The sequence below is a fragment of the Sorangium sp. So ce124 genome, from assembly GCF_051525235.1.
Lineage (GTDB): Bacteria > Myxococcota_A > Polyangia > Polyangiales > Polyangiaceae > Sorangium > Sorangium atrum.
In genome coordinates this window covers 2,026,703-2,043,670 of sequence record NZ_CP150312.1, presented here as the reverse complement: position 1 = coordinate 2,043,670, position 16,968 = coordinate 2,026,703, and the positions used below count along the sequence as shown (strand labels likewise).

Sequence of the window (16,968 nt, the reverse complement as noted above, 5' to 3'; positions counted from 1 at the left end):
GTTCTGCGCTCAGGATAGGAGTCCTTGCCAGGCCTTCTTGGACACCGCTGCTGCCCCTGGAACGTGGCTGCTGTGATGCCGCGTGTGATGCCGCGTCCCGCGACGCAGCGCTGCCCCGCTGGATCCACTGCAGCGGGCGGCCCCTGCCCTCCCGCCCCTAGATCTTCTTCTCTCGCGCGGTCCCGCGCCCGCCCGGGGCCGCGCCCCGCTGGCCCGAGGGCGTCTGTTCCGTCTGTTTCGTCTGTTTCGTCTGTTCCGTCCGTTCCAGCAGGGCCGCGCGGGTGAGCCCTTTCCCGCCGAAGCGCTCGGCCACCTCCGCGACGACGCCCTCGAGGCGCCGACGGCGCTCCGAGGCGACCGGGAACAGGCTCAGCGTCGGGCCGGCGGTCTGGCTCGTCAGGTCGCCGGCGGCGACGCCGACGAGCCGCACCGGCCGCGAGAGATCGAAGCGCGAGAGGAGCCCCTTCGCGCAGATGTAGATCGAATCCGTGTCGCTGACCGGCTCGGACAGCCTCGCCTGGCGCGTCCGCAGCGTGAAGTCCGAGTACTTGAGCTTCACCACCACCGCGCGGCAGGACAGGCCCGCCTTGAGCAGGCGCCGCGCCACGCGGCCCGACAGATCGAGCAGCCAGCGCTCGATGGGCTCCCTGCCCCGGAGGTCCTCCTCCACGGTCTCCTCCGCGCCGATCGACTCCGCCGCGCGGCCCGGGACGACGGCGCGCTCGTCGACGCCCGCGGCGAGCAGCCGGACGTGCTCGCCCCACGCGGGGCCGAGCAGCTCGTGGAGGCGCGGCGCGGGGCAGCGCGCGAGATCGCCGATGGTCCCGAGCCCCGCCGCGTGGAGCCGATCGGCCGCGCGCGGGCCCACGCCCCACATGCGCTCGAGCGGCAGCGGCGCGAGGAAGGCGGCGACGTCGCCGGGGACCACGACGAGGCCGTCGGGCTTCCGCAGATCGCTCGCGATCTTCGCGGCGAACTTGCAGGGCGCGACGCCGGCGGAGGCCGTGAGCCCGGTCTCGTCGCGGATCGCGCGCTTGATCTGCGCCGCGATCGCCTCGCCGTCGCCGAAGAGCGCGCGGCTCGCGGTCACGTCGAGGAACGCCTCGTCGAGCGACAGCCCCTCCACGAGCGGCGTGAAGCGGCGGAAGATCGCGAACACCTGCGCGCTCACCTCGGCGTAGCGGGCGTGCCGCACCGGCACCACGATCGCCTGCGGGCAGCGGCGGAGCGCCTCGACCATCGGCATCGCCGAGCGGGCGCCCGAGGCGCGCGCCTCGTACGACGCGGCCGCGACGACGCCTCGCCGGGAGGCGCCGCCCACCAGGACGGGGCGGCCTCGCAGCGACGGGTCGTCGAGCTGCTCGACCGACGCGAAGAACGCGTCCATGTCGATGTGGAGGATCTGTCGCATCGGTGGTGCTCTTCTGTACCGCCTCGCCGCCCGCGCGCCGCGGTGAAGCGGTGAAGGCTGAACGTGGACGCGAAGGCTGAACGTGAACGCGAAGGCTGGACGCCGCGGCGGCGCCGTGCTGCGCGGTAGCGTCGTCGCTCGTTTGCTGCTACGGGTCGACTCTACTTCTTCCTTCGTCAGCCGGACACGTTGGACCGCGTCGCGGATCGTGAGTCATGACGTCGAGCGCCGCACGACCGAACTGCCCCCGTTGCGCCGCGCGCCGGCGCAAGGCGCCCGCGCTGCTCGCGGCGGCGTCGCTCGCGCTGGCGTCGAGCGCGGCCGCGGCGGACGAGCCGCGCGCCCCGGAGCGCTCCGGCGCGGGCGAGGCGCCCACTGCGCAGCGCGCGCTCGTGCTGATCGTCGCCGGGCGCCCGGGCTCGCCGCTCGAGGCGCACGCCGCTGCGCTCGTCGCGGCGCACGTCCGGCCCTCGGGCGTCGGGCTCCACGTGGTGCGGCGCGCGCCGGCGCCCGCGCTCGATGTCGGCGAGCGCGTGGCGGCGGCGCGCGCGCTCGTGGAGCAATGGTCCGCGCAGGGCGCGCTGTGGATCGAGGCAGGCCCGGGCAACGAGCTCGCCCTCTATCTCTTCCCGCGCGGCGGAGAGCGCGTGTACTCGCGGCGGTTCCCTGCGCCTCCCGGGCGGACGTCCGCGGCCGTCGAGGCGCTCGCGAACGTCGCGGGCTCGGCGGCGGCGGAGGTGCTGGAGGGGCCCATCACCGGGGCCGGGATGGCGAGCGTCGAGGTCGGCGGCGCCGCGCAGGCCGCGCCTCCGCCGACGCCGTCCGCGCCGCCGGACGCGCCCCCGCCGACGCCGTCCGCGCCGCCGGACGCGCCCCCGCCGACGCCGTCCGCGCCGCTGGACGCGCCCCCGCCGCCCGCGGCCCCTCCGTCTCGACCGCCCGCACAGGCGCCCCCGCCGACGCCGTCCGCGGCGGCGCCGGACGAGCGCCCTGCGCCGCCGCCCTCGATGCTCGATCACGCTGATGCCGCGTGGTGGCGGCGGTGGTTCCTCTCGGCCGGCTACGCGGGCGGCACGTTCGGAGCGCACGTCCCCTGGCAGAGCGCCGTCTCGCTCTCGCTGTCGTGGACGCCCACGCCCGATTCCTACGTCGGCGCCGGCTACGACTGGATGGACACACAGCACCTCCAGGTGGAGCGCGCGGGTTTCGATCTGGATCTCGATCGGACGCCGCTCTTCGCGAGCGGGGGCCACCGCTTCGACATCGGGAGCGGGCGCTGGGCCTTCCATCTCGGCGGCCGGGCCACCTTCGACGTCGTCTCGCGGAGCGGCGCGTGGCGAGCGCCGCACGCGCTCTGGAGATCGCCGGGTCCGCGGGGAGCGTCCTCGCCAGAAGGACCGCCTCCGGCGTTCGACGAGCGCGTGACCGACCTGCTGATCAGCCTCGCGCCCACGACGGGGCTGAGCCTCCGGCTCTCCGATGAGCTCCGCATCTCCCTCTGGACAAGCCTCGACGTGCCGCTGAACCGGCTCTCGACCCCCGCGCCGCAGGTCGCCGATCTTCAGCCCGATCCCGTGCGCTTCCTCGGCGGGATCGGCCTCGAGCTCGGGCCGGCCAGGCGGAGCGCCCCGCCTCGTACGGTCGCGGGGCGGTGACGGCGGGCGCGGCGCGTTCTCGCCGCGCCGGGCCACCGTCGCTCCGGGCCACCCTATAAAAATGACTCGATCGTGCCCGCGGGAGGCACAGGGTCACCGTGGTCGTGGATGGACAGGCTCTCCTCATGAGTGTGCGCTTGACGGAGGGGTCGCGCGCTCACCAGGCCGAAGGTCCCCTCGTTTCCTCCATCGATCTCGAGCGGACCCGCCGCGCCGGGGCGGGTGATCCCGCGGCCCAGGCGTGGCTCGTGGCCAGGCTCCTCCCGGGCGTCCGGCAGGTCGCGCAGGCGTTCCTGCGGCGCTCGGCCGACGCGGACGACGCCGCGCAGCTGGCGACGCTCGCCATCCTGAGGGCCGCGCCCGCGTACCGCGGCGAGGCCGCCATCGAGGGCTGGGCGCGGCGCATCGCCGTACGGACCGTGCTGCGGTACCTCCGCGCCGTGCGGCGGCGCGACGCCCCCATCGCAGGCGACCTGTCGGACGCCGAGGAGGTCCCGGCGTCGTCGCGCGGGAGCGCCCAGGAGGCGCTCCCCCGCCACGTGCGCGATTACCTGGGGGAGCTGCCCGAAGCCCAGCGCGAGGCGCTGATCCTGCACCACGCGCTCGAACACACCGTCGATGAGATCGCCGAGATGACCGACGTCAGCCCGGACACCGTGCGCAGCCGCCTGCGCCTCGGGATCGCCGCCCTGCGAAAGCGGGTCCGGCAGGACATCGCCGTCGGCCGGAGGAGATCGCCGTGAAGACCACCGTGGCCCATGCCTCGGACGAGGAGCGCTGGATCGCGATCGTCGCAGCCGAAGGTCGCGGGACGCCGATCGGGCCCGAGGACGCCGCGTTCCGCCGCCGCTACGAGGAGGCTCACCCGGAGCTCGCCGACGAAGCCGCGCTCTGGGCCGACCTCGGCCGGCTCGGCGCGCGGCGCGGCGGGGCTTCCGGCCCCGTGGACGACGACGCCCTGGCCGCGCGGATCCTCGCGCAGATCGCCGACGAGGCCGGGGCGCAGCGCGTCCCTGCGCCAGAGGAGCGCCCCAGGCGGCGCGCGATCGTGCGGCGCGGGATCGCGGGAACCTTCGCCGGCGTCGCGCTCGCGGCGACGATCCTGGCCGCGCTCGCGGCCGAGCTCATGAGCCGGCGCGACGTGGCGCCGCCGCCCCCGCGCGCACCAGACGTGGCGCCCGCGCAGGCCAGCGCCGGGATCGAGCCGCCGCCGCGCTCCCTCGACATCCAGCCCGCCGCCACGGCGCCCGCGCCGCAGGAGCCGCCTGGCGCGGGCGTGGTGGAGGCCGCCGGCGCGGCGGCCGCTCCTAGGGCGGGGACAGCGCGCGAGGGCCACCGCGGCGAGGCGCGCCCCGGTCCGAGCGCCGACGAGCTGCTGCGCGACGCCCAGCTGGCGCTCGCCGCCGGCCGCGACGCCGACGCGTCGGCCGCGTACCTCGCGCTGCTCGCGCGCCATCCGGGCAGCCCCGAGGCGCACGTCGCGCTCGTGTCGCTCGGCCGGCTCTCGCTCTCGGGCGGAGATCCCGCCACGGCCCTCGGCTATTTCGAGCGCTACCTCGCGTCCGGGCGCGGCGGGCTCGGCGTCGAGGCGCGCTACGGCCGCATCGAGGCCCTGCGCCAGCTCGGGCGCGAAAGCGACGAGCGGGCCGCGATCGACGACTTCCTCTCACGCCACGGCGACAGCGTCTACGCGGCCCGGCTGCGCGCCCGCGCCGAGGGCGCGGCCGAGCATTGATGGAGCGTTGATCCTCCTCGCGAGGCGCCTTCAAATTCATTGACTCGATCTCCGCGCCGGCGGGCACAAGGAGGGCAGGCAGCCGCGCCTGAAGCGCCCGCTCTAATACTCCAGCCGCACTTGGTCCGAGGTTCGGCTGGAGGCCTAAGGAATCCCCTCATTTGAACAGGGAGGCGGGGAGACAGGGAGTATTTTGAATCTCTCCTCCCCGTCTCCCCGCCTCCCTGTGAATTTTCTGAAGAATTCACGGTCGGTGCCCCAACATCCTTAACGACGAGGAGGCTCGCGTGAGCGCGATCCTGCGATTGAAAGAGCTTGCACTCAGCGACACCGGATTCGTGTTCGATCCCGCGTCGGGCGCGACGTTCACCGTCAATCCCACCGGCTTGTGCGCCCTCAACGCCATGAAAGAGGGGCTCTCGCGCGAGGAGGTCGCCGCCCGGCTCCGCGAGCGCTTCGACATCCGCGGGGGCGACCCGGCGCGCGACGTCGGCGAGTTCGTGGAGCTCCTCCGGCAACACGGCCTCATCTCCGCCGAGCCGGAGGGAGCCCAGTGAAGACGAGGCCCCGCACCATCGCCGTCACCGGCCTCAACGCGACCGACAACCCCGCCCCCGGCGTGGGCGTCATCCGGGCGCTCCGCGCGGGCGGCGACGCCTCGCTGCGCATCGTCGGCCTCGCGTACGACGCGCTCGATCCCGGCGCGTACGCCGGCGACATCGTGAGCGACGTGTTCATGATCCCCTATCCATCGCAGGGCCTGGAAGCGTTCGTGTCCCGCCTCGAGTACGTCCACCGCCGGGTCGGGCTCGACGTGATCATCCCGACGCTCGACGCCGAGCTGCCCTCGTTCATCGACATCGCGCCGCGGCTCCACGCGATGGGGATCGGCACCTGCTTGCCCACGCGCGAGCAGCTCGATCTCCGCTCGAAGGCGAGCCTCGCCGCGCTCGGCGCCCGCGCCGGCATCCGGGTCCCGCGCACGGCGGCCCTCTCGGACGCCGACGAGCTCCTCCGCATCCACGAGCGGGTGCCCTACCCCTTCCACGTGAAGGGCGTGTTCTACGGCGCGACGCTGGCGACGACCTTCGATGAGGCGGTGTCGGCCTATTACAAGGTGATTGCCCAGTGGGGCCTCCCGGTCCTCGTCCAGGAGCACGTGACAGGGGAGGAGCTCGATGTGGTGGCGGTCGGCGACGGGGAAGGCGGGCTCGTCGGCGCCGTGCCGATGAAGAAGATGCTCCTCACCGACAAGGGAAAGGGATGGGCCGGGATCACCGTGCGCGACCCCGAGCTCGTCGGCATCGCGCAGGCCTTCGCGGAGGCGACGAGGTGGCGCGGCCCCTTCGAGGTCGAGGTGATGCGCGACGCGCACGGGCGCTATCACCTCATCGAGGTCAACCCGCGCTTCCCGGCGTGGGTGTACCTGAGCGTGGCTGCGGGGATGAACCTGCCTCGCGCCGTGGTCGATCTCGCCGCGGGCGCGCCGATCGAGCCGCTCCGCGGCTACGAGGTCGGCGCGATGTTCGTCCGCATCTCGATCGATCAGGTCGCGCGGATCAGCGACTTCCAGAGCATGGTGACGACGGGCGAGCTCGTCCGTTCAGGAGGCCTCTCGTGAACAGCCCGGTCTACGAATCGCCCAGCATCGTCCGGCACCAGATGGGGGCGATGAACAAGTTCGGCCGCCTCCAGGGCGTGCGGCCCCTCACCCACATCGACGGAGTCGCCATCGCCGATCTCGTCGCCGAGCACGGATCACCGCTCTTCGTGTTCTCGCAGCGGACGCTCGTGAACCGCTACCGTGAGCTCCACGGCGCGTTCGCGCGCCGCTGGGCCAAGGTGCGGATCGCCTGGTCGTACAAGACGAACTACCTCGAGGCGATCTGCCGCACGTTCCACCGCGAAGGCGCCTGGGCCGAGGTCGTCTCGCCCTTCGAGTACGACAAGGCGATCCTCGCGGGCGTCCCGGCCGAGCGGATCCACTGGAACGGCCCGTACAAGCCCGACGCGGCGCTCGCGCGCGCGGTCTCCGGCGGCTCGATCATCCACATCGACAACCTCGACGAGCTCGCGCGGATCGAGCGGGTCGCCGAGCGGGTCAAGGCGCGCCCGAAGGTGGCCATTCGGGTCAACATGAACATCGAGGGACTCGCGCCATGGAGCCGGTTCGGCCTGAACCTCGAGTCCGGCCAGGCCAGGGAGGCAGTGAGCCGCCTCGTGAGCGGAGATCGCATGGAGCTCACCGGGCTGCACTGCCATATCGGCACGTTCATCCTCGACCCGGGCGCCTACGGCAAGGCGGCGTCCAAGCTGGCGCGCCTCGCCAACGAGATACGCGCCGCGCACGGGATCCGGCTCTCGTTCCTCGATCTCGGCGGCGGCTTCGCCTCGAAGAACACGCTGAAGGCGCAGTACCTCCTCGGCGAGCAGGCGTCTCCGTCGTTCGAGCGCTACGCCGAGGCGATCTGCGACGGCCTCGGCGAGCTCGATTGTCCCGCGCGGGAGCTCCCGACGCTCGTCCTCGAGACGGGCCGCGCGCTCGTTGACGACGCGGGGTACCTGATCGCGACGGTCGAGGCCAAGAAGCGCCTCCCCGACGGGCGCAGCGGCCTCGTCCTCGACGCGGGCGTCAACCTGCTCTTCACCTCGTTCTGGTACAAACACGATGTCGTCCCGGCGCAGGAGTTCAGCGCCATGCAGGAGCCCACCGTGATGTTCGGCCCGCTGTGCATGAACATCGACGTGGTGCGCGACACCATGCAGTTCCCGGCGTCCTCCCCGGGAGATCGGCTCGTGTTCCGCAACGTGGGCGCCTATAACGTGACGCAGTGGCACCAGTTCATCACCCTCCGTCCGGCGGTGGTGATGGTGAGCGAGGGAGGCGCCTCCTGCATCCGCCGCGCGGAGACGCTCGACGATTTCCGCGCCGTCGAGGACGTGCCGGCATGGCTCAGGTGATCCCCGCGCCGACGAGCGGCGCGAGCGGCGCGGCGCACGCGACCTGGACGGCCCGGCGCCGTCGGGTCGCGGCGGCCGTGAGCTCGCTGTTCGCGAGGAGCGGCGTCGTCGAGATGGGGGAGTCGCTCCTCCGGGTCTACGCGCACATCCTGTTCTCGCGCTCGCCGGCCGTGGGGCTGCTCGTGCTGCTCGCGACCGCCACCGTGCCTCGCGCCTTCGTGTTCGGCGTCATCGCGGCGTGCGCGGCGAACGGGGCCGCGCTCCTCCTCGACCTCGAGAAGGACGCCGTGAGGGACGGGTCATACGCGTACAACGCGCTCCTCGTCGGCCTCGGCGTGGCGCAGTCGTTCACAGCGGACGGCCCCGCTGTCGCCGTCGCGCTGCTCGGCGCCGCCGCGTGCGTGGTGGTCACGGCCGCGCTGCGCTCCCTCTCCGGTCCCGGCTCCGGCGGCGCCGCCGGCCTGCCGGTGCTCTCGCTGCCGTTCTTCGTCGTCTTCCACCTGACGCTGAGCACCTCGGCGTTCTCCGGGCTCACGCTCGCGGCGCCCGGGCAAGGCCCGCCCCCGATCGAGGGCCTGCCCGCGCCCATCGCGCTGTTCACGCGGTGCCTCGGCGGCCTCTTCTTCCTGCCCCGCGCCGACGCGGGCGCGCTGGTGCTCGCCGCGATCCTCGTCCACAGCCGGATCGCCGCGCTCCTCGCCGCGCTCGCGTTCGCGGCGGTGCTCGGGCTCGCCTCGCGATGGCTCTCGCTCCCTGACGGCGCGCTCGACGTGCTCGGCTACAACGCCGTCCTCACGGCGGTCGGGCTGGGCGGCGTCTGGTTCGTCCCCTCGGCGTCCTCGTTCGCGCTCGGCCTGTCCGGCGCCGTCGCCGCCGCGCTCGTCACCGCCGGCGCGATGGCGCCGCTCGCGCGGCTCGGCGCGGCGCCGCTGATCCTGCCGTTCAACGTCACCGTCGCCGCCGCCCTCCTCGCGATGCGGCGGCGCGCGCGCGACGAGCGGCCCAAGGCCGTGGATTTCCTCCCGGGCACGCCCGAGCAGAACCTCGCGTACTTCCGCACGCGGCGCGCGCGCTTCCAGCGGTCGCCGCACGGGGTGAGCTTCCGGCTCCCGTTCCGCGGCACGTGGACGTGCACGCAGGCGGTCGACGGCGCGTTCACGCACAAGGAGCAATGGCGCTATGCCTTCGATTTCCAGGTGATGGACGAAGGTGGCCGGGCCTTCCGCGGCGCCGGGAGCGCGCCGCAGGACTTCCACTGCCACCGGCTGCCCGTGGTCGCGGCCGCCGACGGCACCGTGGTGAAGGTCGAGTCGAGCGTGCCCGACAGCGACGTCGGCGCGATGAACCTCGAGCAGAACTGGGGCAACCACGTCATCGTGGCCCACGCGCCCGGCGTCTACTCCATGGTCGCGCACCTCGCGCGCGGGACGCTCAAGGTCGTGGAGGGGCAATGGGTGAAGCGGGGCGACGTCCTCGGGCTCGCCGGCAGCTCGGGTCGATCCCCCGAGCCGCACCTGCACTTCCAGCTCCAGTCGACCCACAAGCTCGGCGCGCCGACGCTCCCGTGCAGCTTCACCGACGTGGTCACGGTCGGCGAGGAGGCGCGGCTCTGGCCCAGCCTGGAGCCGCGGGAGGGCGACGCCGTGCGCTCCATCGAGGCCGACGAGGACGTGTCCGCGTACTTCGGCTTCACCTGCGCCGACACCTGGGCGTACCGCGTCGGCGCGCACGTCGAGCGCGTCACGTGCGACGTGGACGTCTACGGGCGGCTCCTGATCCGCTCGGAGGACCGCGCCGCGTCGCTCTTCTACGGCAGGAGCGACGACCTGTTCACGAGCTTCGACGCGGTGGGCGACGACGCGTCGGTCGTTCACCTGCTGCGCGCGGCGCTCCCGCGGGTGCCGCTCGAGGGCAGCGCCTCGCTCCGCTGGGCGGACACGCTGCCGGCGCGGCGGTTCCGCGCGGTCGCGCTCCGGGCGCTCGCCGACTTCGTCGCCCCCTTCCTGCCGGGCGACGGGATCGAGATGGACCTCAGGATGCGCCGCGAGGGCGACCTCCTCGTGGTGCTCGGCGAGTCGCGGCGGCGCGATCGCCGCGGCGAGCCGCTCGTGCGGACGCGGGCGGAGCTCACGAGGGGCAGAGGGCCGCTCAGGGTCGAGATCACGGCGCAGGGCCGCACGCGGGTGGCGGAGCGGGTCCAGCACGCCGACAGGAAATTCACCGTGTCATTCGGCGAGGAGACGTCATGAGAGCGAGTCGATGGTTCTTCGTGATGCTGGTCGGTTGTGCCCTGAGCGGCGTCCCTTCCGGGGCCGCCGAGGCGGAGGGGAGGCCGGCGGACCTGTTCCAGCTGTCCTATGACGCCGAGGCCGCGGGGAAGGTGCAGGACGCGCTCGCCGCGCTCGATCGCCTCCCTGCGCCGCAGAAGGATGGCTATGTGGCGGAGCTCCGCCGCGGCTGGCTCTATCACAAGCTCGGGCGCAACAAAGAGGCCGTCGACGCGTACGGCAGGGCGAGCGCGCTAGAGCCGAGATCGGTCGAGTCGCGCGTCGGCGCGCTGCTCCCGCAGATGGCGCTGCGCCGGTGGGCCGACGTGGAGGCGACCGCGCGGAAGGCGTTGCAGCTCGACCCCGCGAACTACCTCGCGAGCCTGCGGCTCGCGTTCGCCCTGTACAACCTGGCGCGCTACCCGGAGGCGGCGACGATCTACGGCCGGCTCGCGGAGATGTACCCGAGCGACGTCGAGGTGCGCTCGGGCCTCGGCTGGTCGCTGCTCAAGATGGGCAAGGGCGGCGACGCCGCGCGGGAGCTCCGGCGGGTCCTCGACATCGCGCCCAAGCACGCGCTGGCCCGGGACGGGCTGCGCGCGGCGGGCGTCTCGAACTGACGGTTGGCGCGCGCCGGCGCGCGCCGCGAGCCGTCCGGGTCGGGTCAGCCGCCGGGGGGGCCCAGGATCACCGGCCCTGGCGAGAGGAGGTGGGTGCCATTCATCAACCAAACCGCCATCTGGCTCGTCCCCAGGCGTTGCCACACGACGTCCGTCATCAGATCGCCGTTGACGTCGCCGGCGGCGATCGCTCTCCAGCCGCCGCCGATCGGCCCGGGGATCACCGGCCCCGCGTCGAGGAGCTCGACGCCGTTCATCAGCCACACCGCCACGAGGCCCTTGTCCTCGTTGGACCAAAGCACGTCCGCCATGCCGTCAGCGTTGAAATCGCTCGCCCAGAGGACTTCCCATCCCTCGCCGATCGGCCCGGGGATCACGGGCCCCCGCCCGAGGACCTCGGTGTTGCTCATCAGCCACACCGTCATCAGGTTGTGCACGTCGTCGTTCCAGATCACGTCCGCGATGCGGTCGAAGTTGAAGTCGGGCACGGAGCCGATATCCCAGTCGGTGCCCGGCCCCGAAATGAACGGGCCCGGCGCGAGCAGCTGGCTGCCATCCATCAGCCACACCGTCATCAGGTTCTTCTCCTCGTTGTAAAACAGCACATCCGAGCCGAGGTTGCGGTTGAAGTCGTTCGGCCGGATCACCCAGCCACTGCCGCGCGGCCCGGGGATCACCGGCCCCTGCGCGAACGGCCGGCCTCCGTCCATGTACCAGATCGTTATCAGGTCCCGCTGATCGTGCCGCCAGATCACGTCCCCCATGCCATCGACGTTGAAGTCGTTCGCTATGGCGATCCAGCCGCTGCCGGCCGGCCCATGAAGGATCGGGCCCGGCGTGAGCAGCTGGACTCCGTCCATGTACCAGATGGCCATGCGGCTGCGATCGGGGTCGATCCAGAGGACATCCTGTTTTCCGTCGAAATTGAAGTCGAGCGTCTGGATGATCCTCCACCCGTAGGTGCTGGCCCGCTGTTCTGCGACCCCGAGGGTGGGAGTCGCAGGCGCCGCGGATCCGCCCTCGTCGGGCAGGTCGACGTCGGAGGCGCAGCCGAGCACGGCGTGAATCGCAGCGGCGGCACACAGATACTTGGTCACGACCACAGGACTCGTCACGCTCGCCTCTCCTGCGCCGCGTGCGCGGCACGGCCGCCGATCCTGGGGGAATGCGCGACCTCGCCGGTGGGCACGCCGCTCACGCGCCTCCTGGAACGGCAAGCGCCAGTCCATCCGAGACCGGCGTTGGCGCCGGGAGCGCTCGCGCTGCGGACGCCGCCGTGGCGCGCGCAGGGGAGCGCGCTCCACTCCACGCTTCTTGCAGGGAGCGTCGCCCCATAGGACTTCTATGCTCATCGAGCTGGTCTCACGGAGGACTCCCGAGCTCACGGGCTGGCTGCGCTCTGGCCGCTGCCGTCTCGGAGTCGGAAGAAGAGGCCTCCCGGGACACCGGGACGCGGAAGGCGACAATCGGCTCCTCGGCGCACTCCACGCCGGAGTAGCTCCGTCGCTTCGCTGCTCTGATCGCAACCCAGGGGAGTGAACATGTCTGTTCCTGACGTGAAGCTCGTGCTCGGCACGGCGATGCTGCTCGTTCCATCCATCACTTGCGTGAGCCCGCGCGAGGCGCCCGAGGTGCCCGAGCACGCGGACAGCGGCGCACGAGCCGGGATCGGCGAGGCCCGGCAGGCCCTGTGTTTTGGTAGGACGATCACGAACGTCCTCGTTCTACCGGATACGTTCCACTGGGAGGATGCCGCCCACCTGCTCCGCGTGGCGGAGGGGTTCGGCCCGCGGACGCTCAGCGTCTCCGTATCGGCGAGCGTCACGCCCGCGGTGCGCGTGCTGAGCACCGTCACGCCCCGGCAGCCCCCGCTCGCGACGCCCTCGCGCCCGGCAAGCAGCCGCGCGCTCAACAACTTCTGGCCTTTCCCGGCGCTATCGGAGGACGAGCCGTTCGGGTTCTTCCAGCCCTTCCCGGGCATGCCGGGCGGCTTCCCGGGGGGCGACGACGACACCTTGGGCCCTCAGCCTTCGACGGGAATGTCGGGCAGCGGCGGCGGCTGGAGCTATCAGCCCGCGCCGGGCATGCCGGGCGGCGGCACCTGGGGTCCTCAGCCTTCTTCCTCGGCCACGTCGGGCGGCGACATGTCCTCGGGCGCGCAGCCCACGCCGGGCCCGCTGGACGATTGCGTGCCGTCGGACGAGCAGATCACCAAGGCGGTCGGGTTCGACGTGAGCGCGACCGTCGCGCTCGACGCGACCTCGGTCCTGTTCGTGCCCACGGCCGCGCTCGCGCGGGTCTCGGCCTATCCGGTCTACCAGCAATACACATGGGATATCGTCAGCACCACCGGCTGGAACTGGGAGACCCGTGCAGGAGAGACCGTCGTCGTGGGCTCTGGCATTGCCTACAGGCCGATCGGTATCTATTTCGATACCGACCTCATCTATGATCTGGCCGCGATCGGCGGCGGTCTGATCGATCCGGGCCCGTACGTGGACCCCGGCGGCAACGGCGGCGCGGGCAACGGCTCGACCCCCGGTGACGACGGGGGCGGCGGCGGCGCGGGAGCCGGCGGCGCCGGGGCTACCGGCGGCGCGGGCGGCAACGGGGCCACCGGCGGCGCGGGCGGCAACGGGGCCACCGGCGGCGCGGGCGGCAACGGGGCCACCGGCGGCGCGGGCGGCGGGGCCACCAGCGGCGCGGGCGGCGCCGGCACCCAGGACGGCTCGGGCGGTCCTTGGATCATCGATCCGTAGACCGCTGGCAGCGCCGGCGCTTCAGATAGGGCGACCGGCACCGGCACCGGCACCGGCGGCGGGGGCTCGCAAAGCAGCCGATCTCGGCGCTCCCGCGCGCCGCCCTACCGCGCCGCCCGCGCGATCTCGTCGGCCGCCCGCGCCCTCTCCTCCGCCGACTTCGACAGCGGCCCCGTCAGGAGCGCCTGCGCCTCGCGGAAGCGCGCCGCCACGTCGGACCAGTAGCTCGCTTCCGCGCCCTGCGGGGCGGCGATCTGCTTGATGACGGCCGCGTCGTACGCCGCGATGCCCGCGTACGTCGAGGCGGGCTTCGCGCGGGCCACCCAGTCGAGCGCGGCGAGTTCGCCGAGGCCCAGCGCCGCGAGCGGCGCCCGCCGCATCATGAGCGCCGCGTCCTCGGGGCCGTTGCGCAGGCCGAGCGCGACCGCGAGCAGCGCCGTGGCCTCGGCGGGGCGCGGCGTGTCCTTGGGCCACGCCGCGAGCAGCGCGGTCGCCTGATCGAAGTCCACGGCCCGCCAGTAGAGCCGGCCGAGCTCGAGCCGCGCCCTCGCATAGAGGAGCCTCGACTCGGGCGACAGCTGCGCGGTGCGCAGCGCCGCGCGGTGCTGCAGTGGAACGCCCCGGCCGAGCAGGACGCGCAGGAGCTCGGGCCGCGCCGCCGCCTCGGGCGCGATCAGGCGGCCCGCGTAGTACGTCGGCAGCCGGGCCGCGAGCCGCTCGACGGCCGACGATGGGGGGCTGCCCGCCGCGAGCGGCGGCAGCTCCAGCGTGTCCAGCGCGTCGACGCGCCGGCCGCCGTAGAGGCGGGAGAGCATCTCGCGCGCGCCGTCGACGCGGGCGTCGTGGAGCACGCCGACCGAGGAGAACTCGCGCAGGCCGACGAGCGCGGCGTCACGGCCGCGGGCCTTCCAGGGATCGATCAGCTGATCGAGCTCGCCGTAGTAGACGTTGGCGAGCTCCGCGTCCTTCCGCATGGCGTCGGGCAGCGGCGCGGATCGGACCGCCTCGACGAGCCGCATGTCGGCCCGCCCGGACTCCACGGCGACGATGCCCTTCGCGTAGAACGGAAGCTCGACGCCGCGCCGCCCGAGATCCTCGATCGCCCGGGCCTGCTCCGTCACCCACGCGAAGAGAGGCCCCTTCGTGAACGCGAGGACGCGCTGGACATCGTAGGGCGGCCGCAGCGTGGGCGGCTCGGTCGCGGTGCGCGCGAGCCGGGCCGAGAGCGTCAGGCCGAGCAGCACCTGGTAGAGGTCGCCCCGGAGCGCGCCGGGCGGCGTTTCGAGGAGCGGCGCGGCGATGGCGTCGCCGCAGGTGATGGGCGCGAGCTCGGCCCGGAGCGCGCGCGCGAGGCCCGCCTCGAGGCCCGCGCACGCCTCGACGCCCGCGAGCCGCGCGTCGCGCTTCGCGACGTCGTCCTCGGCGAGCGCGGCGTCGAGCGCCTCGATCGCGCCCTGCGCGTCGCCGCAGGGCTGCGCGGGCGCGACGGGGGCGCGCCGCGCGAACGCCTCGCAGGCGCGCGGCGCGGCGGGCACGCCGGCCGGCGCCGGGGGGACCAGCGCGGTCTTCGGGTCGAAGGGCGCCGGCTTCAGGATCGGGAGCCACTCGTCCTTGAGCGTGCCGTGGACGGCGAAGGCCTCTTCCTCCGGGAGCGGCGCCGGCGGCGGGGCCGCCGGGCGGCCGTCGCCCGGCGAAACCGGCGCGTTCGGCGCGGGCGGAGGCGCCCCGGCGCAGGCCGCGAGGGAGAGCCCGATCGCGGCGGCGAGGGCGTTGAAGGCGAAGTGCGAGCGAAGGTGGGAGGGCATCACGTCTCCTTGGACACGGGCGGTCCGCAAAGGTTTCGCGGACGAGCGGCGGGCGTCCATCACAATCCGAGCGGCGGCGCAACCTGCGCGTCGCCCACGGCACGACGCCGCGGCCGGCGCCCGACCTGGGCTCCCTCTCTCTCGGTCACGCCCTCACGGCAGCCCGACAACCGCGTTCGACGGGTATCGATCGCAGAACGCAAACAGCGAACCTTGTGGTGCGCATCGCACCCACGGCCCTTGACAGCTCCGTCCTCAATGCGATGTCATCGTCTCGAAGGACAACCATGTACACTGGGATGCCTACCGTTCGGGACTGCCTCCATCGAGCCGGCGCGTGGCTGGGTTCGCGCAGGCGACGCATGCGCTGTATGGAGACCGGGCTGATTGTGGGACTCGCGTCCCTGCTCTCCGCTTCATGCTCGTCGACGGCGCCCGATGAGCCCGATGAGCCCGAGAACGCCATCAAAATTGGGGCCCTCCTCCCCTTCTCCGGGAGCGAGTCGGCCATCGGCCGCAACCTCGAGCAAGCCATGTTGCTCGCGGTCGAAGATCTGACCGCCGCGGGCGGGCTCGGAGGGAGGCCGTTCGACATCGAGAGCCGAGACAGCCACTCGAGCCAGGAGCGCGGGCTCGACCAGCTTCTCTCGCTGATCTACACGGATGACGTCCGCTACCTGGTAGGGCCAGAAGAGAACGAGCTCGCCCGCGACATCGCGTTCGAGGTGAAGAAGGAGGACCTCCTCCACATGCTGCCGGGCTATGCTGCGCCCTCCATCGCGCGCCGTGATGACGTGGGCGGCAGGATGAGGCTCGCCCCTTCCCCGTTCGCCATCGGCTGCGCGCTCGCGAAATACATCGTCAGCGACGGCGTCCGCACCGCCAATAGCCTCTCCGCGCGGGACGACTACAACACAGGCGTCAGCACCGAGTTCACGACCCATTTCGCGGCGCTCCAGGGCAGGATCCTCCCCTCGGTGACGTTCAAGCCGGGCGCACAGACGTACAAGGACAAGATCGAAGCCGCCTTCAACCTGGACGACCCGGAGCGGGCGCCGGCTGGCCGCACGCTGCTGGCCGCCTATCCCGCCGCCGCCTCGACCATCGTGACCGAATGGACCGTCCGCGGACGTCCGGGCAGGTGGCTCCTCGGCCCTGCATTGCACACCGAGGTGTTCCTCGCCAACATCCCTCAAGGCACCCTCGATGACGACTCCTATGGGATCTCGCCCTCGCTCAGCCTGCGGAGCGAGTGCAGCCCCAAGGACGACACCGGGGAGAAGCTCGACTGCACGAACTGGAACGCCACCGCCTTCACCTATCACTTCTCCCGCCGGTGGAACGGCGAGGTCCCGTTCCCCGCAGCGCACTTCTATTACGACGGCGTCGTCCTCATCGCGATGGGCCTCGTGTACGGCTACGCGACCACCGGGCAGATCATCACGTCCGGGCATGAGCTGCGGCAGAAGATCCTCGAGCTCAACGATCCCAAGAACGATGTGGCCTTGTGGTGGGATCTCAACACCGCGATGGCCAAGCTCCGCGCGGGGACTCCGCTCCGCTACGTCGGAGCGGCCGCCGAATACGAGTTCGACGCCTACGGGGCGAGCCAGAATCACATCATGCAAAGGTGGGTCATCGAAGGCGACCAGTTCCGCGATCTCGACCCCTTCGACGCCAAGTGCGTGGTCCAGCAATGATCTAGAGCGGTCTCCGCTCTGCTAAACTGCAGAGCAGAGCGACGGTCTCCCGCAC

The 16,968-nt window shown here is 72.7% G+C and carries 13 protein-coding genes; 10 read left to right on the top strand and 3 right to left on the bottom strand.

The window, feature by feature from the left end:
• Nucleotides 1-157 precede the first annotated feature (157 nt).
• A complete protein-coding gene (locus WMF19_RS07685) occupies nucleotides 158-1,411 on the bottom strand; it encodes a DNA polymerase IV (RefSeq protein WP_437898480.1) in 1,254 nt (417 codons plus the stop codon).
• A 215-nt stretch (nucleotides 1,412-1,626) separates the two neighbouring features.
• Here WMF19_RS07685 and WMF19_RS07680 point away from each other — a divergent pair, with 215 nt between their 5' ends.
• The 8 genes from WMF19_RS07680 to WMF19_RS07645 all read left to right on the top strand — a co-directional run bounded on the left by WMF19_RS07680 (nucleotide 1,627) and on the right by WMF19_RS07645 (nucleotide 10,649).
• A complete protein-coding gene (locus WMF19_RS07680; RefSeq protein WP_437898479.1) occupies nucleotides 1,627-3,066 on the top strand; it encodes a hypothetical protein in 1,440 nt (479 codons plus the stop codon).
• A gap of 125 nt (nucleotides 3,067-3,191) precedes the next feature.
• Nucleotides 3,192-3,809: an RNA polymerase sigma factor gene (locus WMF19_RS07675; RefSeq protein ID WP_437898478.1), complete on the top strand. Its 618-nt coding sequence runs from the start codon at nucleotides 3,192-3,194 to the stop codon at nucleotides 3,807-3,809.
• Nucleotides 3,806-4,801 (top strand): tetratricopeptide repeat protein, encoded by a 996-nt coding sequence (locus WMF19_RS07670; protein ID WP_437898477.1) that lies wholly within the window; start codon nucleotides 3,806-3,808, stop codon nucleotides 4,799-4,801. Before WMF19_RS07675 ends, WMF19_RS07670 begins: the two co-directional genes overlap by 4 nt.
• 287 nt (nucleotides 4,802-5,088) lie before the next feature.
• Nucleotides 5,089-5,358, top strand: a complete 270-nt coding sequence (locus WMF19_RS07665) for a PqqD family protein (RefSeq protein ID WP_437328120.1) — start codon at nucleotides 5,089-5,091, stop codon at nucleotides 5,356-5,358.
• Nucleotides 5,355-6,422, top strand: a complete 1,068-nt coding sequence (locus WMF19_RS07660) for an ATP-grasp domain-containing protein (RefSeq protein ID WP_272101022.1) — start codon at nucleotides 5,355-5,357, stop codon at nucleotides 6,420-6,422. Before WMF19_RS07665 ends, WMF19_RS07660 begins: the two co-directional genes overlap by 4 nt.
• The gene (locus WMF19_RS07655) at nucleotides 6,419-7,762 is read left to right on the top strand and encodes a diaminopimelate decarboxylase (RefSeq protein ID WP_437898476.1); all 1,344 of its coding nucleotides are present in this window, start codon (nucleotides 6,419-6,421) and stop codon (nucleotides 7,760-7,762) included. Before WMF19_RS07660 ends, WMF19_RS07655 begins: the two co-directional genes overlap by 4 nt.
• Nucleotides 7,750-10,011 (top strand): urea transporter, encoded by a 2,262-nt coding sequence (locus tag WMF19_RS07650; protein WP_437898475.1) that lies wholly within the window; start codon nucleotides 7,750-7,752, stop codon nucleotides 10,009-10,011. Before WMF19_RS07655 ends, WMF19_RS07650 begins: the two co-directional genes overlap by 13 nt.
• Nucleotides 10,008-10,649 (top strand): tetratricopeptide repeat protein, encoded by a 642-nt coding sequence (locus tag WMF19_RS07645; protein ID WP_272101019.1) that lies wholly within the window; start codon nucleotides 10,008-10,010, stop codon nucleotides 10,647-10,649. The genes WMF19_RS07650 and WMF19_RS07645 overlap by 4 nt, the downstream gene beginning before the upstream one ends.
• A 44-nt stretch (nucleotides 10,650-10,693) precedes the next feature.
• On the opposite strand, the gene WMF19_RS07640 is transcribed toward WMF19_RS07645, so the two are convergent.
• Entirely contained in the window at nucleotides 10,694-11,746 is a 1,053-nt protein-coding gene (locus tag WMF19_RS07640; RefSeq protein WP_437898474.1) for an FG-GAP repeat domain-containing protein, read from the bottom strand.
• Nucleotides 11,747-12,190: 444 nt separating this feature from the next.
• Here WMF19_RS07640 and WMF19_RS07635 point away from each other — a divergent pair, with 444 nt between their 5' ends.
• The gene (locus WMF19_RS07635) at nucleotides 12,191-13,408 is read left to right on the top strand and encodes a hypothetical protein (RefSeq protein WP_437898473.1); all 1,218 of its coding nucleotides are present in this window, start codon (nucleotides 12,191-12,193) and stop codon (nucleotides 13,406-13,408) included.
• Between the two features lie 104 nt (nucleotides 13,409-13,512).
• Here the strand turns inward: WMF19_RS07635 and WMF19_RS07630 are convergent, their stop codons facing one another.
• Nucleotides 13,513-15,213: a hypothetical protein gene (locus tag WMF19_RS07630; RefSeq protein WP_437898472.1), complete on the bottom strand. Its 1,701-nt coding sequence runs from the start codon at nucleotides 15,211-15,213 to the stop codon at nucleotides 13,513-13,515.
• A gap of 389 nt (nucleotides 15,214-15,602) precedes the next feature.
• On the opposite strand from WMF19_RS07630, the gene WMF19_RS07625 reads away from it, so the two are divergent.
• Nucleotides 15,603-16,913, top strand: coding sequence for an ABC transporter substrate-binding protein (locus WMF19_RS07625; RefSeq protein WP_437898471.1), 1,311 nt, complete (start codon nucleotides 15,603-15,605; stop codon nucleotides 16,911-16,913).
• Nucleotides 16,914-16,968 lie beyond the last annotated feature (55 nt).